Genomic DNA, 20,162 nt, shown 5'->3' on the forward strand with positions numbered 1-20,162 from the left:
TTTCTAACACTTTCTGGTATAGTTCACTTATCATTTTCGTTATTTAGGTCATATATGGTAAATATGACTTATCTTTTTTTGGAGTCTGTGTCTGTATTCCATGCTACATAAGCTTTTCAGCTGGCTTGTCCCCCTGTCAGACTATTATGAGACAGAAAGCACTCTTGATGTGTACGCAAATGCTACGGGAAAAAACAATAAAAGTTATTTCCTATACACCAGAATTACGTCAATTAGGTTTTGAATTATATAAACAACGGTCAGACAAAGGTTATAGCATTACAGACTGCATATCAATGGTAATTATGCAACAAATGGATATTTTTGAAGTGCTTACCCATGACAAGCACTTTACCCAAGAAGGTTTTATTATTCTTTTTCAAAAAATAGAACTACTATAAAATGGAGTCAACGACTATTAGGAAAAATCACTCTACTATTGTTCAAATTCGGAAAAGTTTACAAATGATGCGACAACAGCAATATCCATCGTCTTAACTGTGATTGATGGGATTATGGGATGTAAACAATGCAACTCAAAAACAAAAACTCCCCTTTCTAAACTGTTCTTTACGCACATCTCTCATTAAAATCCCATTATCTAAAACATAAAGAGGCAATCTGCTCATGACACAAATTACACTGCAAATCACCATTGAATCCCTTACAGAAGCAATTACGACCCTTGATCTGAGTGAACAAATTCTGCTGCGTGACTTTCTCGATGCTCAAATTAGACAGACAAAACTATCTAACGAAAATATTGTATTAAAACCTGCTAAAGAATGCTTTCGTCAAGGTTGGCAAGATGCCATGACAGGAAACATTCAACCAATCTCCGAATTATGGGAAGGAATAGATGCCGAATGATTTTTTTTGCTAGACGATTTAAGCAAGATGTACGAGAACTCTCCAAAAAATACCGACATATTCGTGAAATCCGCAAGATTATTGCAGATTATAAAACTTAAAGGTTTACCCTTATTTTATTAAAGTAGGTAATTTAACTATAGCGTTTCCCAATCTCATGAGGTACACCAAAATCTTAACTCCTGAATCCCGAATCCTGACTCCTGAATCCTGAATCCTGACTCCTGACTCCTGACTCCTGACTCCTCAAAACCTAAGACTCTGTACCTCACAACTATGGGAATTGCTATATGCAAATCAAAGACATGAACTCCGAAGAATTAAAAGCGTTAATTGAAAACACAATTGACGAAACCTTAGAATCTTACTTTGGTGATCCCGATGAAGGAAAAACTCTTAAAGAAGAAGTCAAACAACGTCTATCAGCAATAAAACAAAGACGCGAAGCAGGAAAGAAAGGAATTTCAGCAGCCGAGGTTTATCAACGTTTAGGATTAAAACCATAAATGAGTTATTCAGTTGAATATGAATCTGAAGCATTAGCAGATTTGGAGAAACTTGATCCAGAGATCAGAAAACGTATCGTCAATAAAATTGAATGGTTGGCTCAAAACTTTGAACAGATTACCCCTCAATCATTAACAGGAGATTGGACTGGCTTTTATAAACTCAGAGTGGGAAATTATCGCATCATTTATCAAATTGATTTATCTGAAAAAATTATCATGATTGATGTTGTGGGACATCGACGACAAATTTATGATTAACATTTATAGCAAGCAAATTTTAGGAAAAGTATGCCGAAGCAGAACTCCTCTATTTACAATCATTAGCAATTGCTGAGAAAGCTTTAGGGGAGAATCCTCCTACTACTGTTAAGATTCGGGAAAACTTACAAAGGCTGCGACAACAGCAACATCCATCGTCTTAACTGTGATTGATGTGATTATGGGATGGACTATGATTGATTATTGATGAAGACTTGCTGAATACAACACAATCATAGTATTCATTCAATCATTCAAATCACAGTTTAGACTTATTATGGGATTATGGGATGGACTATGATTGATCATTGATGAAGGTTTGCTGAATACAACACAATCATAGTATTCATTCAATCATTCAAATCACAGTTTAGACTTATTATGGGATTACCGTAGGTGCTTCTCATCCATGCCCCTTAGATTACCAGATTTCGTCCCCCCCCCTGAACGGTGACAATTTATCAGCGTTTTCTCCCTGTTTGTCGCCGGTGATACCGTTGATGAACTAGGCGATAGCTAACAAAATAGGTTATAGTAGCAAATACCGTCGCTGATAGTAAGCAACCAAAAAACAGGGTCAAAAGAAATTGGCCGCCAGAACTAGCTAACTTTTCGGTGAAGCTTTGATTAGTTTGAAAAATGTCGCCCAGATTCGATCGCCCGCTTTGACCAAGAATAAACTCTCCTAATTTATAATTAAACAGGAAAATTGGCAGATCGGTCAAGGGATTGCTGATATAAGTACCGGCAGCAGCCGCGATCTTGTTGGCGCGAAATAGGGTGGCTAAAAAGATAGCGACGATGATTTGAAGGCCCATCCACGGGAAAAATCCCGAAAAAACTCCCAAGGCAAAACCCCTGGCAATTTCCCTAGGATGTCCTTGTAATCGCATTAAGCGAATATACCAATAGCGCAAAAATCGCAGTAAGCGATTACTCGAATATTTGCGGCTTTTTCTCGCTTTTAATGACCGTGAGCGCATATTTTCGGGCATAAATGCTGACAAAATTGATACCGACTTCAATTTTAGCAAGGGGTGATTAAGAGATGTTAAACACAGGGGATACGATCGCCGCCATCGCTACGGCGATCGTTCCGGAACAGGGTAGTATCGGTATTGTCCGTTTATCTGGTAGTCAGGCAGTGGCGATCGCTCGTCGGCTTTTCCATAGCCCCAATCGTCAAAAATGGCAAAGTCATCGTATTCTCTACGGTTATATCCGGCATCCCCAAAGTCAAGCAATTATCGATGAAGCTTTACTGTTGCTCATGTTGGCTCCCCGCTCTTTCACCCGCGAGGATGTGGTGGAATTTCACTGTCATGGCGGCATTATGCCCGTACAACAGGTGTTACAGTTATGTCTAGAAAATGGGGCGCGTTTGGCACAAGCGGGGGAATTTAGCCTCCGTGCCTTTCTCAACGGCAGAATTGACCTAACTCAAGCCGAAAGCGTCGTCGATCTCGTTGGGGCGCGTTCTCCCCAAGCGGCACAATTTGCCCTCGCTGGTTTACAGGGGAAACTCGCTCAACCGATCCGCCATTTGCGCGCCACCTGTCTCGATATTTTGGCCGAAATTGAGGCCCGTATTGACTTTGAAGAAGATTTACCGCCCTTGGATTGCGAGGCGATTCTCCATAGCATAGAACAGGTTTTTTGTCAAGTAAATTTAATTTTGGCCACCGCCGAGCGCGGGGAATTGCTGCGTAGTGGTCTGAAAGTGGCGATCGTGGGGCGGCCGAATGTGGGTAAATCCAGTTTGTTAAATGCTTGGAGTCGGAGCGATCGAGCGATTGTCACCGATTTACCCGGCACTACCCGCGATATTGTCGAATCTCAGCTAGTTGTGGCGGGAATCCCCGTACAAGTCCTCGATACGGCAGGAATTCGCTCGGCCAGCGATCGAGTCGAACAAATTGGGGTGGAACGTTCCCGTCAAACGGCCCGGTCTGCTGATTTAGTTCTCTTAACCGTCTCCGCAGAGTCAGGATGGACCCGGGAAGACGAGGAAATTTATCGCTCTGTCAGCGATCGCCGATTAATTTTAGTGATTAATAAAATTGATTTAGCTCATCCCGAAACGGTAATTTACCCAGCAGAAATTGAGCGAGTTGTCAAGCTGTCGGCCGCCCAAAATCAGGGTATTGAAGACTTAGAAAAAACTATTATTAATGCTGTCCAAAATCAAGAACTACAGGCGGCTAATTTGGATTTAGCCATTAATCAACGACAAGCGGCCGCTTTAACTAGGGCGAAAATTGCTTTGCAACAGGTCAAAAAAACAATTGACCAAAATTTACCTTTTGATTTTTGGTCGATCGATCTGCGTACTGCCATTCAATCCTTAGGAGAAATTACCGGCGAAGAAGTGACTGAATCGGTACTTGATCGCATTTTTAGCCGTTTTTGTATTGGTAAATAAGCAATGAGGAAATCCAGTCAAACAGAAACAAGGTTTTATCCTTTTGGGTTCGGTTAACTGTAGTCTTGTTAAGGATTAGAGAGATCAGATATTATTGGAAAAAAATACTTTCCACCCAGCCGTAATAATGGCACTTCCCAAAAGGATAATCAATGTCCAGACCTGATTTTTTTGGGTTCCCTCTACCGATATTAGCCGATTGTCGATGCCTTCGATTTTCCCGTCTAACACTTTAATATCCCCTTTGAGATCAGCTATTCCTATTTCTACTTTTGTCAAGCGTTCATCAATCTTATCGAATTTTTGACTAACTTCCTTGATACTGTCTTTAATTTCTTTAAGGACGACATCCAGGGAATAAGTGACAGTTTCGTTAGACATTGGCTAAACTCCTATACTGCATCTGGTTGGATATAATTTTATCTTAGTCTAGGCTTTAAGAAAATTTTCTTTCAGGAGCGATTAACTGTAGTCTTGTTGAGAATTAGAGAACTCAGATATTACTGGAAAAAAATACTTTCCAAGCAGCCGTAATAATGGCACTTCCCAAAAGGATAATCAATGTCCAGACCTGATTTTTTTGGGTTCCCTCTACCGATATTAGCCGATTGTCGATGCCTTCGATTTTCTCGTCTAACACTTTAATATCCCCTTTGAGATCGGTTAATCCTATTTCTACTTTTGTCAAGCGCTCATCAATCTTATCGATCTTTCCCTCAATCCTTGTGAGGACAGCTTCTAGGGAATAAGTAACAGTTTCGTTAGACATTGGCTAAACTCCTATACTGCATCCGGTTGGATATAATTTTATCTTAGTCTAGGCTTTTTGGCATTCCTTACCCCACAGTTAACTTCACTTCTGTCCAACCACTGAGATAGTGTTAGGTGAAAACTTCCCTACTTTCTTGTCACTCGATCGAATCTAAAACCTAATTGGTTAAGCTAAAAGCTTTTAGGTACTTAGTTTCGAGCCTTTATAACCCTAACCCCAAATTTTTTCGGGAACTTCCTAACATCCCATTCATCTTAAAGCCTAGATTCCGCTGGGAAAAAGGAGGAAATCCAGAGGAGTTTCCGGCTTCTTTCCTAGCCCTCTCGGTTTTCTTTTGGTTTGACACTCCCATCGCACTCATGCGAGGGATTCTTCATTCACGGGGAGATGCCTTGCAAAAGCAGTGCCTTTACTTGGTCTTACTCTCCCTCCAGAAGCAGTAGCGGTATGCCCTACCGCCAAAATTCGTAAACCTTCATCTCGAATATTCTTAGCGGCATTGATGTCTCTATCGTGGGTTTCTCCACACTTAGGACATTGCCAACTACGAATATCTAAACTCAAACTATCAACAGGATTTAAACAGTTACTACAAGTCTTAGAGCTAGGAAAGAATCTATCTACTTCTATATATATTTTTCCTTCCCATTCAGCCTTGTATTTTAACATAGTACAGAATTGACCCCAACCAGCATCACTAATTGATTTTGCTAGTTTAGGGTTTTTGACCAGGTTTCTGACTGCCAGATTTTCTACCACTATGACTTGGTTTTTGTCAACTAATTTACGACTTAGTTTGTGCAGAAAATCTTCACGACAACGAACGATTTTAGAGTGAACTTTAGCAACTTTAACTCTAGCTTTATTTCGATTCTTAGAGCCTTTTTGCTGGCGGCTTAGTTTCTTTTGTCTCCTCGCTAATCTTTGTTCGTACTTACGATAGTATTGAGGATTCCCGTGTTTAGTCCCATCTGATGTAATAGCAAAATGGGTTAGTCCAACGTCTATCCCGACAGCTTTTCCTTCTGATGATTTTTGGGGTAAATCCTGACCATCATCATAGAGACAAGATGCGAAATATTCTCCTGATGGATTAACTGAAACCGTAACAGACTTTAAGTTTCCCTCTGGTTGCCGTGAAACTTGGCAAGAGACTTCACCAATTTTAGGCAATACCAGAACATCATCTTTTAACTTACAGTGTTGAGGAAATCTAATCGACTGCCTATTTTGCTTTTTCTTGAAGTTAGGATATTTAGCTCTACCTTCAAAAAAGTTAAGGAAAGCACTAGAAAGATTTAAAGCAGCTTGTTGTAATACCTGCGATGGTACTTCGCTTAACCACTCATGCTCTTTTTTTAAGGAAGGCAGCAGCTTAATTATTTCGTCTCTGCTTAATCCTTTTCCAGTTTGCTTGTAAGTTTCGGATGTCAAGTTTAGAGCGTAATTGTAAAACCATCTAGCACAGCCAAACGACTTGGCGAGCAAAACTGATTGCTCACTGGTCGGATAGATTCTGTACTTAAACGCTTTTAACATCTTATTTACCAGACTATATTTACTATGGTAAGCTATGCAAGGCTAAACTGTCAAGGATTTAATCGTGCTTCGCTGTTTTATATTGGTCGGGGTTTCATCCTGTCAGTACGAGGGTCTTCACCCCGACATCTGTGATAAATTGGGTTATGTGTGCAAAGGAGTGAGCGAGTGGTGTTTAGCATCGAACCAAAAATTATCAATCCGCCCAAAAACCGTCATGATTATCAATTGTCGGAAGCAATTCGCTATCGTGCTTGGGTAGAGATTGATCGCTCGGCCTTACAACAAAACGTGCGAAAAGTCAAGGCCTTATTAGCCCCAAAAACGGAATTAATGGCGGTAATTAAAGCCGATGCTTACGGACACGGGGCAGTTAAGGTGGCTAACAGCGTTTTAGAAGCCGGAGCGCAGTCTTTAGCCATCGCGACTATCGGTGAAGGTATCGAACTACGGGAAGCGGGAATCGTTGCCCCAATTATGATTTTAGGGGCAGTGAACACCCTGGAAGAAGTGGCAGCCTTAGCCCATTGGCAATTGCAACCCACCCTGGTGCAAATCGAACAGGTGCAAATTTTTGCCACCGTTATGAGACGCTTAGAACAGCGGCTGCCGGTTCATATCAAACTAGATACGGGGATGTGTCGCTTAGGTACACAATGGCAAAACGGCACAAAATTCGTCGAACAGGTTTTAGAGGCTCCTAACCTAAAAATTGCCAGTATATACTCCCATTTTGCCACGGCTGACGATCCCAATCCCGAGATGATGCAGTTACAACGGCAAAGATTCCAACAAGCGATCGCCGAGTTAAGATCAAAAGGTTATCATCCTCCCTGTCTGCATTTAGCCAACTCTGCCGCTACCCTAAGCGATCGATCTCTGCACTACGATCGAGTTAGAGTCGGATTAGCTCTCTACGGTCTTTATCCCGCCGATCATCTCACCGATAAAGTCCCTTTGCAACCCGTCCTGCAAGTAAAAGCGCGCATTGCCCAAGTCAAAACCATTGCCGCCGGCTCCGGAGTGAGTTATGGTCATCAGTACATAGCGGCAAAAGATACTCGTATTGCTGTGGTCGGTATCGGTTACGCTGATGGAATTCCCCGCAATCTCTCCAATCGTTTAAAAGTATCCCTGAGAGGACGTTTAGTACCCCAAATCGGCGCAATAACCATGGATCAGTTAATGATTGACGTGAGCGAGATTCCAGAGGTAAAAACAGGGGAAATCGTCACACTTATCGGTAAAGATGGCCCACAGTGCATCACCGCCGACGATTGGGCGCGGGATTTAGGTACGATATCCTGGGAAATTCTCTGCGGTTTTAAGCATCGTTTGCCGCGAATTACTATTAGCAATGGCTAATTAGGGTTTGCGGCAAAAAGTTTTTCGGTGGGGGCGGGGTGTAGGGTGTAGGGTGTAGGGTGTAGGGTGTAGGGTTTTAGCGATTTTCATCTGGTCAATTACCTAATTTTCAGGGAAAAAGTCCAGGAATTTTCCAACCGATCACTCCCATATCTGGTACTTTTTGGAAACCAAAAAGTCTAAAAGTCTTACCCAACAAGGTTTTCACATTTATTGAGCAAGCCCTAATTATGGCGGTGATCTTAAAAAATGTCAATTGGCGGCAATTCTTATTGTTAACTGACTGGTGAGATGTGTAATTAATTTTGCCTAGATACTTGCCTTGGTCAAGTGCGATCGCTAATTGTCAGGCTAGATTAGGGGATGAATTCTCCGGTGCTTTAGGTTAGAATAAACAGGGTTAATCGACGGCAACTGATTAGTTTTACCCTAGAGGCAGCGATGACTATAAGCAAAGATTTACCCCTACCCCCCGGCAGTTTCGGATTACCCCTATTAGGAGAAACAATCGCTTTTTTGACCGATGGGGATTTTGCCAGTAAACGTCATAATAAATATGGTCAACTTTTCCGTACTCATATTTTTGGCAGTCCCACGATTATTTTATCCGGTGCCGAAGCTAACCGGTTTCTCCTCAGCAACGAGAATAAATACTTTGCGGCAACTTGGCCTAAAAGTACCACAACTCTCCTCGGCAGCGCATCTTTAGCGGTGCATACAGGAGATGTCCACGCTTCCCGTCGTCGCTTAATCTATCAAGCTTTTCAACCCCGGTCCCTAGCAAGTTATATCCCTACGGTAGAAACAATTACCGCTCGCTATTTAGAGCGTTGGCAAACCGCAAAAACCCTGTCATGGTATCCTGAATTAAGAAACTATACCCTCGATATCGCCTGTAAATTATTTGTCGGTCTTGACGATGGTTCTGCTACCAAATTAGGAGAAGCTTTTGATACTTGGTGTGCGGGACTATTTACCCTTCCCATTCCCCTTCCCTGGACAGCTTTCGGCAAAGCATTACGCTGTCGAGAAGAATTACTACAAGCGATCGAGACTATCATTTTAGAAAGACAAAAAAATGATGACTTAGGCCAGGATGCTCTGGCTATCCTTTTACAAGCTAAAGACGAAAACGGTGAAAGTTTATCCTTAGCGGAATTAAAGGATCAAGTGCTATTATTACTCTTTGCCGGTCATGAAACTTTAACCTCCGCTATCGCCACTTTCTGCCTACAAATGGCACTGCATCCCGATATTTTTCAGCTTGTCCTCGAGGAAATAACTAATTTTGATCTATCTACTCCTTTAAGCGTTGATACCCTCAAACAGATGACCTATTTAGATCGCGTTTTAAAAGAAGTTTTACGTTTTACTCCCCCCGTGGGAGGAGGATTCCGTCGGGTAGTAGAAGACTGTCAATTTAACGGTTATCATTTGCCGAAAGGATGGGTAGTGCAGTATCAAATCACCAATACCCATAAAGATAATAATATTTATTCTCGTCCTGAAACCTTCGATCCCGATCGCTTTTTAGCCGAAGAAAAACCCTACGGATATATCCCCTTTGGTGCGGGATTGCGCGAATGTATCGGCAAGGAATTCGCTCGTTTAGAGATGAAAATTTTAGCCGTCCGTTTAGTAGAAAAATACGATTGGCAATTACTCCCTAATCAAGATCTCACCCTCACCACTATCCCCACTCCCCATCCTCGCGACGGTTTACAAGTCACCTTTAAACCCCGTTAACCAGTTAGGATAAAAAAACTTTAAAAACAGTTTAGCGTTTTTCTCGTAGCCGTGAAATTTATTTCACGGCCTTTATTGTCGGAAATGCTCAGATTTTGAGCAGTCGGTGGAACTGACAGAGGTTAATCGGCAGCGGGTAAAGCTTTCGATAATTCTCCATTTTGCTGATGATTTGGTCTATCAAATTCGAGAACTAGGTAACGAATTAAACGCGCTAGGGATTTTTGTAGCAAACCTTCAGCAATTTTTTGTCCCATCTGTTGGGTTTCCGGTTTAGCGATTAGTTTAGTCATCACTGGCACCATAGCCATGGCATCGAATCCTTTCGTTTCCTGTAAAATACTAAAGATGTTGCGAAGATGCTCAAAACTCTTAGCATCACCCAACAATTCTGGGGGAGTTTCTTGCACCGCTAAACCCACCTGTTGCCGGAAATTAACCGTGAGATTAAACCAAGTGCGACGACCGAAGTTATCTAGCGCATTGACTAACTCATTCACTAATTTTTCGCGGATAAATATACCCCTATCTGAAAGGAGAAAATCTAACGCTTGTTCGGTGACTTTCTCGAAGTTAAAATCATTAGAATCTTTAGCATTACGCAAGAGATTTTCTAAACGATTCCAGCGAAAAGTACCGTCTTTAAACAATAAATCCCGCAGGGAATCTCGCAACTCCGTGGAAGGATCGGTGAGCAGACGTTTAGCAATGTAAGGATAGGCTTTACTCAGTACCTTAAAATTAGGATCGATGCCAATTGCTATTCCCTCTAAAGTCACCATCGAGCGAATAATCAGGGCATAATAGGCAGGAACTCGAAAGGGAAACTCATACATCATCGCCGACATTTTATCGGTGATACTTTTAAAGTTTAATTCTGCCACACTCGCCCCTAAAGCATTACCGAAAACTTCCGAAAAAGCGGGAACAATTGGCTCTAAATTGGTAGTTGGTGACAGGAAGTCTAACTTAACGTAATCCTTGGCCAAAGACTCAAAATCTCGGTTGACTAAATGCACCACCGCTTCGATTAAACCGTAGCGTTGATAGGGTTCAATATTGCTCATCATGCCGAAATCAAGATAAGCTAATTTACCGTCGGGAGTCGCTAATAAATTACCCGGATGGGGATCCGCATGGAAAAATCCGTGTTCAAGTAATTGACGCAAAGAACACTGCACCCCCACATTAACTAAGTGGGTGGCATCAATACCCTGGGCTTGAATTTCTTTGATATTAGTTAATTTTGTGCCGTCCACCCACTCCATGGTTAAAACCCGTCTCCCGGTATATTTCCAGTAGATTTTGGGGATGTAAATTTCGGCAATGTGACCATAAAGTTGAGCGAATTTTTCGGCGTTTTGTCCTTCGTGAAGATAATTAATTTCTTCAAAAATGCGACTGGCTAATTCGTCGGTAATTGCCACTAAATCGGAGCGAAGTCTTTTAATATTACCTTTCACCCAAGTCGCCAAACTACGCATGATATACACATCTAAAGTTATACAGCGAATCAAATCGGGACGCTGTACTTTAACGGCGACTCTCTCTCCGGTTTTTAATTTACCTTTGTAAACTTGTCCTAGGGAAGCTGCCGCTATGGGATTGGGGGATAATTCTGCATAAATTTCTTCGGGACAATAACCTAATTCTTCCTCGATAAAACGATAGGCAATGTCGTTAGGAAAAGAGGGAATTTGATCCTGGAGAGTGGTTAATTCTTCTAAATATAAAGGCGGTACTAAATCAGGCCGGGTAGAGAGAGCTTGACCGATTTTAATATAGGTCGGTCCCAATTTGGTCAACATTTCCCGCAATTGTACGGCCCGTCTAATTTCATTTTTCGGCGATTTTCCCCGCAGTTTATCCCACCAGATACCGATGAGAAAAGATAAAACCGGTAGGGCAATTTCGATTAATCTCCCCAAAACGTCTAGAGGTCGCCGACGGTAATAGTCGTTAATAACTTGGGGATTGTAGCGCCAACTCTCGGCTACGTTGTCATCCATGGGGCCAATATCTTCCCGATGCTCTTCGGGAATATGGACGGGCTGCACTTCAACGGTAATCGCTTCTGGGTTTTGCGTCTCTGGGGAGATCATCTGTTCGGACATAGTTCGGTGGCGGGGCAGGGTGATTTGTAAACTATTGTAACAAGTATCGGCTTTCTGCCCGATCTTGTTTCTGTCTCCCTAGTTCTCTGCTCAGGTTCGCCGTCAACTTTCCCCGGGAGGGTTATTGCCTCTCAAAGTATTCTACAATAGCTCTCGCTATCGATTCTGCACCATCTTTAGGCAGTTTAACCTTTAATCTGGGCGGTTGGGGAGCTTGGCGTAAAAAGTCCCAATTACCTTGAAAAAATTCTTCACTGCTAATAATTTGATGATCACTATAATCTTGGATTCCAGCCAATAAAATCGCTGATTCGGCGAAACCTTCTCGCATTAGGGAAACAATCGGCACCTCTAATTTTAAAGCCTCGGCAAAGGTACTATATCCCGGTTTGGAAATAATTCGATCGCACAGGGGCATAAAATCCACGGGACGATAGCTCCGATCTGGTTTATCCTGTAAGCGGACTAAATTGGGCAGTTTGGGCGCGTTTTTTTCAAAAGTGATAAATTGCCAATCGGGAAAACTGGCGAGGTTATTATAGGGAATTGCTTCTAATCCTAACCCCCCAAAACTCAATAAAATAGTTTTTTCTTTAGGGGCATTTAGCTTAAATTCCTGTCGCAATTCTTCTTCACTGTAGCGGGGTGTACCCCCGGTTAAATTTGCTTCTGTAATGTGAGGAAATGCTGTCATCGCTTCTGCTAAAGGCAGTTTAAATAAGCGATCACATTGATTATAACAACGACTAATCCAATCACTAATACTGGCGAATTCTTCACCCCAATCACGATAGATAAAATCCCAGCCAAAGTTACCAATCATCCAACAAGGAAGCCCCGCACTTTTGGCAATTAGTGCCGCTAAAGGCGGTAAATCGGCCACAACTAAACCTACACGATTAGTTTTAATAAAATTAACTTCACTGGCAATAATTGCCCTTGATTGAGCAATTATTTGTTCTAATTTTTCTTTGGTAGCTAATTTATCCATCGTTAAACTATCCGATTGGATTACCCCCACATCAAACCCCCGGGGTCTTTGAATATATTCTCCGGATATATAGGAATCTAATAACCAGCGCGGAGCAGTGGTGACTAATATCGGCAAAATTTCGGGATTAAGTTCAATAATATTAGCTACCACCGAAGCACTGCGGACAGCATGGCCAAAACCATGATTAGTAACGGCAAAATAAACAACAGGACGAGACATAAATAGCAAGTAAGGTGAGAATAATAAGCGATAAATTTTGTTTTTCAGACCGTAGATAATAATTACCCTTAATTTTAGGGAGGCAAATGAGGCAGGATATAAATACTAGCAAAAGCATAATATTCCGCTCCCGATTGACAAGCTTCTTGCAGTAAAGATAAAGCCTCCGAGTCTCCTTGTTTTGCTAAACGTAATAATGCTAACAATCTTTTAATATATTGACTACGATAGTTAATTAATTCTTTTCGTCCACGCATACCATTGAGATCGAACAAATCTTCAACAATTTGACCACGTCGATCCCGACCATAAACACTGGCCAATTTTGCCATTTCATCCCAAACAAATTCAAGATGTGTATTCGGATCGGTTACTCCATCCGTGGGGTCTATTAACAGAGGATTTCCTGTGATATCATCGAGAGGAAAATTTGTGCCTTTGTGATTGGCATCATTACATTTATCACAAGAAAGCAGTAAATTCTCCCAAGTAAAAGTCAGATCAGGATACTGGCTTTTTGGATAAAAATGTTCGATCGCTCCGTAAGTTACCACTGTAATCTTACTTTCACAGTAAGCGCATTTCCCATTAAACATTTTAACTAATGCGTCTTTAACTTGCGGATGACTGTATTTATTTTGTGCTTGGTTAATTTGAGCTTTAGTTGCCTTGTTGTTTGATTTTATTGATTCTAAAGCCTCTAGCCAACGAGCGGCATTTTTAGCTAATACGGGTGGCTCTGATATTCTGGTGACAGGAATCAAGATAAACGCTCCTCTAGTAAGGCATCAATTCGGGATTCTAAACTATTAGGTTGACTAATTTCGCCAAAGGGTTTAACTTCTCCAACAAATAATGACAGTTGTTCATATTCTTCCTTTTCTTCTGCTGCCAGATTTTTATTTTTACGATTTAGTTGGTGGTAACGCTTAATTTTATTTTCTGTCTCAGTGGGAAAGGTTGATTTCAAACCAAAAGCAGAACTTGTTAAAGTACGATCAACATTAGCCGCTAATTCTTTATAAGGAATTTCTACAATCTCTGATTCACCCTCTACCAGATCGATTCGTAGGGTTAAAGAATTTGGCCCTGCACCGGCAGCGATTAAAGGACTATGAGTAGCGACAAAGAATTGAAGCTTGGGAAAAACTTCCTGTAACCATCCAGCAATTTCCCTTTGCCAAGAAGGATGTAAATGAATATCTAACTCATCGATTAAGACGACTCCAGAAGCCTCTGTGGGGTTATCTAGATTGGGGAAGGATTGTAATAATCGCCAAATTAAATCTCCGGCTAAAGCAATCATACTCCGAAAACCATCGGATAAACTAATGGTTGGAACTTTTTGACCGTTAACTAGAAACTGAATCAAGGCATCGGCAGTTACTTCAGCAATTTCTACATTACCGGGTAACAGTTTAGTAATTGCTTCTTCGCCGATTTTTTTCATTTGTTTGGCTTGACTATCTTCAGGATTTTTGGCTATTCGATAATCTAAATACACCATCCATCTCTCAAAAGAACTTAAAGATGTATCCTCATTAAATTGGCTGAAAAAGTTGCTAGAGCGTTTCGGAGGTTCAAGACTAGGAATGATCACTTGACTCACTCGTGTCAAACGACGGAAAGCTCCATAACCGACGGCAAACCAACCATGATTATCGGAGGCAAAAGCATTGGCTCGCAACCAACCCAAAATTTTGCTATTTTCTTCGATTAATGCTGGTTCTGTATAGGTTTGTTTGTCCTTACTGCCTCCTAACTCTAACCTTTCCTTGCCTGTAACAAAATAGGAATAAGCAAAAGTTTTTCGAGTTTTATCCGTACCAAATTTTCCCGCATCTCCATCTTCTTGATGAAGCACTGCGGTTAATTTACCCGGTGTTTTAGGATTACATATCCAACCGGTCGGACGTGGTAATAATTCTTTGGCTGCTTCTGGTCCTGCGAGCAGCAAAGCCAAAGCCTGTAAAATCGTGCTTTTTCCTACTCCATTTTCTCCCAATAAAGTGATCCAATGATAAGGTTTAGCGCGCCAATGACGTTGATTATTGGGATTACTAATAAATTTAATCTCTTGATTCTGGAAGCATTTAATGTTTTCGAGTTTTATACTTTCAACCCACATGGACATTCCCCCAGAGAATAACAGCGATCGATAAAATTCTAGCTTATTCGGCCACATCTAGCCCTTTTTGGCCTTCATCTCTAAATCCAGTCAAAAACCCTCTCTTCGGGGAGAGGGTGAATTAGATTTAGGAATTTTCTTCTAATCCAAAGACGCGATTAAAAGCTTTCAAGACTTTATAACCAGAATCGATCGATTCTAGCGGATCTTTCCGCAAACGGTGACGTAAACAGAGAACAATTACCCGACGGATATCATCTACCGTCACAGTTGTCCGTCCTTCCAAAGCGGCCAGAGCTTTAGCGGCGCGATTGGTAACGATATCGCCGCGCAATCCATCCACGTCCAACTCGGAACAAACCTCGGAAATTTTCACCCGCAGATCATAATCAAGCTCCACGGAAGGCAAAAGATTTTGGGCCTCCACTAGCTTTCTTTGCAGTTCTTCCTGTTCTAAGTTGTATTTCTCTAAAAACGAGAGGGGATTGCCATCAAATTCCGCACGCTGTTCCACGATTTTGACCCGTAGAGGTGGTTCTTTGACGGTGTGAATCTCGGCGTGCATTCCAAAGCGATCGAGCAGTTGTGGGCGCAATTCTCCCTCTTCTGGGTTGCCCGATCCCACCAAAACAAACCGGGCCGGGTGACGGATGGAAATTCCTTCCCGTTCCACCGTATTCCAACCACTAGCGGCCGAATCTAATAGCACATCGACGAGGTGATCGTCAAGTAAATTGACTTCATCCACATAGAGAATGCCGCGGTTAGCTTTGGCCAGCAAACCAGGTTCAAAAGCTTTTACCCCTTCTGACAGGGCCTTTTCGATGTCAATTGTGCCACAGACCCGATCCTCCGTCGCACCGAGGGGCAAATCTACCATAGTGACTTTTTTCTTGGCAATGGTCAACGGGATGGCCTCGTCCACCTTTTGCCGCACCTCATCGCTCATTAAATCGGGATCATTGGGGTCAGAATTAAAGGGATCGTTAGCAACTACGTCAATTTCCGGTAAAAGGTCGGCTAAAGCCCTAATTGTGGTCGATTTTCCCGTACCTCGATCCCCCATAATCATCACCCCGCCAATTTTGGGGTCGATGACGTTGAGCATTAGGGATAATTTCATTTCTTCCTGGCCGACAATAGCGGTGAAGGGAAAAACCACGCGGCGAGTTTTCGGAGGAGCTTGGGGAGTCACGGTCATAGGTGGATTCAAAAGTCAAGAGTTTTTGAGTAAAGAATTATATCTAGTGGGAATTCTAGCCGTCAGCTTTCAGCAAAGCTTTATCATTGTAAGTCTTTTTCCCTGCTTTTTAAGATCCAGCGCCAGAGGGGATGACGCGACCCTTCGGCCCGAATTTTCTGCACCCGTTGCTCTAAGCGCAGTTTTTCTCTGGGGGAAAGTCCTAAAATAATGTTGCGACTTTGCCAGACTAACACTGCTCCTGTCATGGCAAAACAAAAGGCTAGACCGATAGAAGGCCAGTAATTGAAAGCTAAAGCGTATCTAAGGGCTGTCCAAGTAAAATATTGCCGCATTAAAGCTATATCATCCCATAAAACCCATAAACTCGCCGAACCAATCCCTAACCAACAACCCAACACGAATAACCAACGACCCCATACCGTCAGTCGATGTAATCTTTGGACTTGTTGCTGTAGTTCAGAATCGGCCATTTCAGTGAACATTGTGCATTAATCAGTGGAGGTGTGGGGTGATGGGGTGTAGGGTGTAGGGTGTAGGGTGTGGGGTGATGGGGAAATGGGGTGATGGGGTGATGGGGAGAATCAATAAAGGTAGTCTATTGACAACTGCTCACTGATTACCACTGTCCACTGAAAACTCAAATCTGATAACTGATAACTGATAACTGATAACTGATAACTGATAACTGATAACTGAATTATCCCTTGACAATTGCCCCAAAATCTGCTAGGACTCGGGCGTGATTTCGCAGTAAACCCAACAGATTTAAACGATTGCGACGGACAGATTCTTTTTCGGCCATGACTAACACACTATTTTCGCCATCGAAAAAGTCAGCCACCAGGGGAGAAATTGCCGTTAAAGCAGTGACAAGACGCTGATAATCTCTTTGCTCTCTTGCGCTAATAGTTTCGGGAATTAGGGCAATTAAAGCGTCATAAAATGCTGGTTCGGAGGATTGTTCAAATAACTCCGTATTGATGATTGCCTTGGTTTCTAGGGTAGTTGTATCTAAATCTCCTTTTTGTGCTAAACGGGTCGAGCGATTGACAGTTTCATAGATGTTGGCTAACTGACCATCCTGACGAATTTGGCATAAAAAGCGGGCGCGTTCACGGGTATCTAATAAATTTTCTAAAGCGCGAGACTTATACTCTGGATCGTTTTCCCCTAAAACTGCATTAACGAGATCATAATCTATCCTCAAATCATCAATTAAGAGAGTTTGCAGACGTTGTAAAAAGAAATCTTTAATCAGATTTGCTGGGTTGGGTTTATCGGGATGACAGGTAACAAAATCCTTAGCTATCTGCTCAATTAATGCCAAAAGATTGATATTAAAATTGGCTGACCAGATAATACTAATTATTGCATTGGCGGCCCGACGGAGAGCGAAGGGATCTGAGGAACCAGTGGGCAGCATTCCCAGTCCAAAAATACCGACTAAAGTATCTAAGCGATCGGCAATTCCCACCACTTGACCAGTTATTGTTTCCGGGAGTATATCCCCAGCATTGCGAGGCAGATAATGTTCAAAAATGCCCCGGGCAACTATAGCCGATTCACCACTAATTAAAGCATATTTTTCGGCCATTACTCCCTGTAATTCTGGAAATTCATAGACCATTTGGGTAACTAAATCCGCTTTACAAAGCATGGCAGTGGACTCTATATCACTGCGACTTTGTTCATCGAGATTTAACTGTTCGACAATCATCTGGGCAATTTCCATAATCCGATCGACTTTATCGCGCATGGTTCCCAATTCTTCTTGGAAAGTGACGGTTTCCAGTTGGGGAAGAAAACTATCTAAGGGTTCATCACAATCGGCAGTATAGAAAAATCTGGCATCAGCTAACCGTGCGCGGATAACCCTTTCATTTCCCGCGGAAATAATCTCAGATTTCTGGGGATCGCCATTGGAAATAGTAATAAAATAGGGTGACAAACCCTGGGGAGTTTTCACTGGGAAATAACGCTGGTGTGTCACCATCACGGTAATAATTACTTCTGGGGGTAATTCCAGAAATTCATCGTCAAATTTGCCGACAATTGCCGTGGGATATTCGACTAAGTTAGTCACTTCTGCTAATAAATCTGCGGGAATTTCCGCCACTCCCTGGAGCTTTTTGGCTAGGGTGCTAATCTGATCAGTAATTATCTGTTGACGCACTTGCGGATCCGCTTCCACAAAAATCGATCGCAAACTGGTTAAATATGCTTGGGGATGACTAATAGCTAGGGATTGCGGGTGTAGAATGCGATGACCAAAAGTTAAGCGATCGCTGGTTAAAGTGGTAGAGCCATTAATTAATTCTAGGGGTAAAACTTCCCCATCCACTAAAGTTAATAACCAACGAATTGGCCGGGGAAATCTTAAATCTCCATCTCCCCAACGCATAAAACGTCTTCCTTCCAAACGGGTAATCCATTGGGGAATTAATTCAGTTAAAATCTCGGCTGTTGGACGACCTGGAATCGTTTTTTCAATATAGACAAATTCTCCTTTGTCTGTGGCACGAATGGAGAAAGCAGCGGTGCTAACTCCCTGTTTTCGAGCAAAACCCTCACCAGCGGGGGTAATTTGGCCATTTTTGTAGGCGGCACTAACTGGCGGTCCTTTTATCTCCTCGCTGCGAGCTTCTTGCTCCCTCGGTAATCCTGTGATTAACACGGCCAAACGGCGCGGGGTTGCGTAAACTTGAATAGCAGTCGCGTCCAGAGATTCCGTCTCTAAACTCTTGCTAACTCTTTCCCGCAATTGTGCGATCGCGCTATCGACAAAATCTGCGGGTAGTTCTTCTGTACCGACTTCCAGTAAAAAATCCATCTGATTGATTGGCCGTGTTTATGCTTCACCGATCATCTAGGCTATCACAGAAGCCGTGTCCTTAGTTTTTGCTCAGCTGTACTGCATTTAAACTGCATATTGGAAATTTTAGTACAAATGCTCAAACTTCCCCGACCTAGCTCTGGCGCTGCCCACTCTCCTATCCCTTTTAAACATTATGTTAGTATAACTATAGCGTTTCCCAATCTCATGAGGTACACCAAAATCTTAACTCCTGACTCCTGACTCCTCAAAACCTAAGACTCTGTACCTCACAACTATGGGAATTGCTATATATGGCGATACAATTGCATTAGCTTGGCTAAAGGGACAAAGTTTATATCATATTTTATCTGTTATGTCAATAAAGTTATGAAACGATTTCTATTATTATTTTGTGTTCTCGTGAGTTTTTTGCTGTTTATCAGCTTTGAGATTGATTTTTCCTTGTCTGCACTAGCTCTAACTCGACAACAGCTAGAAGGGCCGGGGCAGCTGTTGTATCAATCCCGTCATAGTTTGCGCGATGATACAGGTAGTCCTTGGCAGGTGGTGTTGTTCAAACGAATTAAGGATGGGGAAACCCTAGAAATGAGTTTGCGCTTGGTGGGATTTCCTGAAGGGATTGAGTTTCTCCATGGAGAAAGATTGACGATAACGACAGCTAAAGGCGAAATTTTAGCGGCTAAGGATGCTTTTGCCGAAAAATCACCAGCAGCTAACGTCGGTCAATACGAGATGCAGGATATCTTACCGCAGCTACCCGTTACTGAAGCGATCGAACTTTCCCTACCCCTAGAGGCTCCCCGTCATCTTAACATCCCGATTCCTGTACTTTTAGAATGGCAAAGTCTGCTTTTTTCGGCAAATGTTCGACTTTTTGGGTTAGGGTGAAAGATGCAGCAAATTGGAATCAGCGACGATGGGAAAGATTAATTTATTAGTCAGTGCCACCTCTGAGGATTGGATAGAACAGGCAATTAATAATTTAGGGATTATTCTGCTCGATCATCCCCATTGTGAGCGAAAAGCGGCAGGAGGGGCCTTAAATCTCATCGGAAATTTTGGGTCTGAAACCCCGCCGTTCTAGGTTGGCTTTACGTTAGAATTAAAAGGCCAGTCTCGAAAACCAAGTGGACGGCGCAGCACCTTGAAAACTCGGCTTAGGGGGTTCCGACCAGAAAAGCTTGGC

General features: G+C 42.4%; 18 protein-coding genes and 2 pseudogenes. 9 read left to right on the forward strand and 11 right to left on the reverse strand.

Going from position 1 to position 20,162, the window contains the following annotated elements; translation table 11 throughout:
- Positions 1-230 precede the first annotated feature (230 nt).
- The 4 genes and pseudogenes from O9290_RS21740 to O9290_RS21755 all read left to right on the forward strand — a co-directional run.
- Positions 231-401 (forward strand): annotated as a pseudogene (locus O9290_RS21740) (type II toxin-antitoxin system VapC family toxin); the annotation flags it as partial.
- 226 nt (positions 402-627) lie between these two features.
- Positions 628-870 (forward strand): hypothetical protein, encoded by a 243-nt coding sequence (locus O9290_RS21745; RefSeq protein WP_002760180.1) that lies wholly within the window; start codon positions 628-630, stop codon positions 868-870.
- Positions 871-1,160: 290 nt separating this feature from the next.
- Positions 1,161-1,376, forward strand: a complete 216-nt coding sequence (locus tag O9290_RS21750) for a hypothetical protein (protein WP_002760179.1) — start codon at positions 1,161-1,163, stop codon at positions 1,374-1,376.
- On the forward strand, positions 1,377-1,637 hold the full coding sequence (locus tag O9290_RS21755; RefSeq protein WP_002760177.1) for a type II toxin-antitoxin system RelE family toxin: 261 nt from the start codon (positions 1,377-1,379) through the stop codon (positions 1,635-1,637). It abuts the gene before it with no gap.
- A gap of 461 nt (positions 1,638-2,098) precedes the next feature.
- On the opposite strand, the gene O9290_RS21760 is transcribed toward O9290_RS21755, so the two are convergent.
- On the reverse strand, positions 2,099-2,632 hold the full coding sequence (locus O9290_RS21760) for a DUF2062 domain-containing protein (protein ID WP_002760175.1): 534 nt from the start codon (positions 2,630-2,632) through the stop codon (positions 2,099-2,101).
- A gap of 53 nt (positions 2,633-2,685) precedes the next feature.
- On the opposite strand from O9290_RS21760, the gene mnmE reads away from it, so the two are divergent.
- Positions 2,686-4,059, forward strand: a complete 1,374-nt coding sequence (gene mnmE / locus O9290_RS21765) for a tRNA uridine-5-carboxymethylaminomethyl(34) synthesis GTPase MnmE (RefSeq protein ID WP_288057306.1) — start codon at positions 2,686-2,688, stop codon at positions 4,057-4,059.
- 84 nt (positions 4,060-4,143) lie between these two features.
- Here the strand turns inward: mnmE and O9290_RS21770 are convergent, their stop codons facing one another.
- The 3 genes from O9290_RS21770 to tnpB form a co-directional block, all read right to left on the reverse strand.
- Positions 4,144-4,440, reverse strand: coding sequence for a hypothetical protein (locus O9290_RS21770; RefSeq protein ID WP_002760171.1), 297 nt, complete (start codon positions 4,438-4,440; stop codon positions 4,144-4,146).
- A gap of 112 nt (positions 4,441-4,552) precedes the next feature.
- On the reverse strand, positions 4,553-4,828 hold the full coding sequence (locus O9290_RS21775; RefSeq protein ID WP_084990060.1) for a polyhydroxyalkanoate biosynthesis repressor PhaR: 276 nt from the start codon (positions 4,826-4,828) through the stop codon (positions 4,553-4,555).
- Between the two features lie 360 nt (positions 4,829-5,188).
- On the reverse strand, positions 5,189-6,370 hold the full coding sequence (tnpB, locus tag O9290_RS21780) for an IS200/IS605 family element RNA-guided endonuclease TnpB (RefSeq protein ID WP_002760167.1): 1,182 nt from the start codon (positions 6,368-6,370) through the stop codon (positions 5,189-5,191).
- Between the two features lie 168 nt (positions 6,371-6,538).
- Here tnpB and alr point away from each other — a divergent pair, with 168 nt between their 5' ends.
- Both alr and O9290_RS21790 read left to right on the forward strand, forming a co-directional pair.
- Positions 6,539-7,735: an alanine racemase gene (gene alr / locus O9290_RS21785; RefSeq protein ID WP_002760163.1), complete on the forward strand. Its 1,197-nt coding sequence runs from the start codon at positions 6,539-6,541 to the stop codon at positions 7,733-7,735.
- A gap of 441 nt (positions 7,736-8,176) precedes the next feature.
- Complete coding sequence (locus tag O9290_RS21790) at positions 8,177-9,481, forward strand: cytochrome P450 (RefSeq protein WP_288057308.1); 1,305 nt, start codon at positions 8,177-8,179, stop codon at positions 9,479-9,481.
- Positions 9,482-9,603: 122 nt separating this feature from the next.
- Here O9290_RS21790 and O9290_RS21795 read toward each other — a convergent pair whose 3' ends face one another.
- From O9290_RS21795 to glyS, 7 genes are all read right to left on the reverse strand, one after another.
- Complete coding sequence (locus O9290_RS21795) at positions 9,604-11,595, reverse strand: ABC1 kinase family protein (protein ID WP_288087529.1); 1,992 nt, start codon at positions 11,593-11,595, stop codon at positions 9,604-9,606.
- Between the two features lie 121 nt (positions 11,596-11,716).
- A complete protein-coding gene (locus tag O9290_RS21800; RefSeq protein WP_288056100.1) occupies positions 11,717-12,808 on the reverse strand; it encodes a glycosyltransferase family protein in 1,092 nt (363 codons plus the stop codon).
- A gap of 74 nt (positions 12,809-12,882) precedes the next feature.
- The gene (locus tag O9290_RS21805; protein ID WP_072924024.1) at positions 12,883-13,572 is read right to left on the reverse strand and encodes a retron system putative HNH endonuclease; all 690 of its coding nucleotides are present in this window, start codon (positions 13,570-13,572) and stop codon (positions 12,883-12,885) included.
- Positions 13,569-14,993, reverse strand: coding sequence for an AAA family ATPase (locus O9290_RS21810; protein ID WP_288056098.1), 1,425 nt, complete (start codon positions 14,991-14,993; stop codon positions 13,569-13,571). Before O9290_RS21810 ends, O9290_RS21805 begins: the two co-directional genes overlap by 4 nt.
- Positions 14,994-15,063: 70 nt before the next feature.
- A complete protein-coding gene (gene bchI / locus O9290_RS21815) occupies positions 15,064-16,137 on the reverse strand; it encodes a magnesium chelatase ATPase subunit I (RefSeq protein WP_002760148.1) in 1,074 nt (357 codons plus the stop codon).
- A gap of 83 nt (positions 16,138-16,220) precedes the next feature.
- Complete coding sequence (locus O9290_RS21820; protein WP_288056104.1) at positions 16,221-16,610, reverse strand: hypothetical protein; 390 nt, start codon at positions 16,608-16,610, stop codon at positions 16,221-16,223.
- A 227-nt stretch (positions 16,611-16,837) separates the two neighbouring features.
- Entirely contained in the window at positions 16,838-18,970 is a 2,133-nt protein-coding gene (gene glyS / locus O9290_RS21825; protein WP_288056096.1) for a glycine--tRNA ligase subunit beta, read from the reverse strand.
- A gap of 372 nt (positions 18,971-19,342) precedes the next feature.
- Between glyS and O9290_RS21830 the strand changes: the two genes are divergently transcribed.
- Positions 19,343-19,864 (forward strand): DUF3122 domain-containing protein, encoded by a 522-nt coding sequence (locus tag O9290_RS21830; RefSeq protein WP_287733229.1) that lies wholly within the window; start codon positions 19,343-19,345, stop codon positions 19,862-19,864.
- A 28-nt stretch (positions 19,865-19,892) separates the two neighbouring features.
- A pseudogene (miaE, locus tag O9290_RS21835) lies at positions 19,893-20,042 on the forward strand (tRNA isopentenyl-2-thiomethyl-A-37 hydroxylase MiaE); the annotation flags it as partial.
- Positions 20,043-20,162 lie beyond the last annotated feature (120 nt).

Source organism: Microcystis sp. LE19-41.2A (assembly GCF_027530405.1).
Lineage (GTDB): Bacteria > Cyanobacteriota > Cyanobacteriia > Cyanobacteriales > Microcystaceae > Microcystis > Microcystis aeruginosa.

Excerpts from the sequence above, each read along its gene's own strand:
- O9290_RS21795 (WP_288087529.1), bottom strand. The coding sequence starts at position 11,595 with ATGTCCGAACAGATGATCTCCCCAGAGACGCAAAACCCAGAAGCGATT.
- O9290_RS21755 (WP_002760177.1), top strand. The coding sequence starts at position 1,377 with ATGAGTTATTCAGTTGAATATGAATCTGAAGCATTAGCAGATTTGGAG.
- O9290_RS21770 (WP_002760171.1), bottom strand. The coding sequence starts at position 4,440 with ATGTCTAACGAAACTGTCACTTATTCCCTGGATGTCGTCCTTAAAGAA.
- O9290_RS21790 (WP_288057308.1), top strand. The coding sequence starts at position 8,177 with ATGACTATAAGCAAAGATTTACCCCTACCCCCCGGCAGTTTCGGATTA.
- tnpB (WP_002760167.1), bottom strand. The coding sequence starts at position 6,370 with ATGTTAAAAGCGTTTAAGTACAGAATCTATCCGACCAGTGAGCAATCA.
- O9290_RS21820 (WP_288056104.1), bottom strand. The coding sequence starts at position 16,610 with ATGGCCGATTCTGAACTACAGCAACAAGTCCAAAGATTACATCGACTG.
- bchI (WP_002760148.1), bottom strand. The coding sequence starts at position 16,137 with ATGACCGTGACTCCCCAAGCTCCTCCGAAAACTCGCCGCGTGGTTTTT.
- mnmE (WP_288057306.1), top strand. The coding sequence starts at position 2,686 with ATGTTAAACACAGGGGATACGATCGCCGCCATCGCTACGGCGATCGTT.
- glyS (WP_288056096.1), bottom strand. The coding sequence starts at position 18,970 with ATGGATTTTTTACTGGAAGTCGGTACAGAAGAACTACCCGCAGATTTT.
- O9290_RS21775 (WP_084990060.1), bottom strand. The coding sequence starts at position 4,828 with ATGTCTAACGAAACTGTTACTTATTCCCTAGAAGCTGTCCTCACAAGG.
- O9290_RS21810 (WP_288056098.1), bottom strand. The coding sequence starts at position 14,993 with ATGTGGCCGAATAAGCTAGAATTTTATCGATCGCTGTTATTCTCTGGG.
- O9290_RS21745 (WP_002760180.1), top strand. The coding sequence starts at position 628 with ATGACACAAATTACACTGCAAATCACCATTGAATCCCTTACAGAAGCA.
- O9290_RS21800 (WP_288056100.1), bottom strand. The coding sequence starts at position 12,808 with ATGTCTCGTCCTGTTGTTTATTTTGCCGTTACTAATCATGGTTTTGGC.
- O9290_RS21760 (WP_002760175.1), bottom strand. The coding sequence starts at position 2,632 with ATGCCCGAAAATATGCGCTCACGGTCATTAAAAGCGAGAAAAAGCCGC.
- O9290_RS21750 (WP_002760179.1), top strand. The coding sequence starts at position 1,161 with ATGCAAATCAAAGACATGAACTCCGAAGAATTAAAAGCGTTAATTGAA.
- O9290_RS21830 (WP_287733229.1), top strand. The coding sequence starts at position 19,343 with ATGAAACGATTTCTATTATTATTTTGTGTTCTCGTGAGTTTTTTGCTG.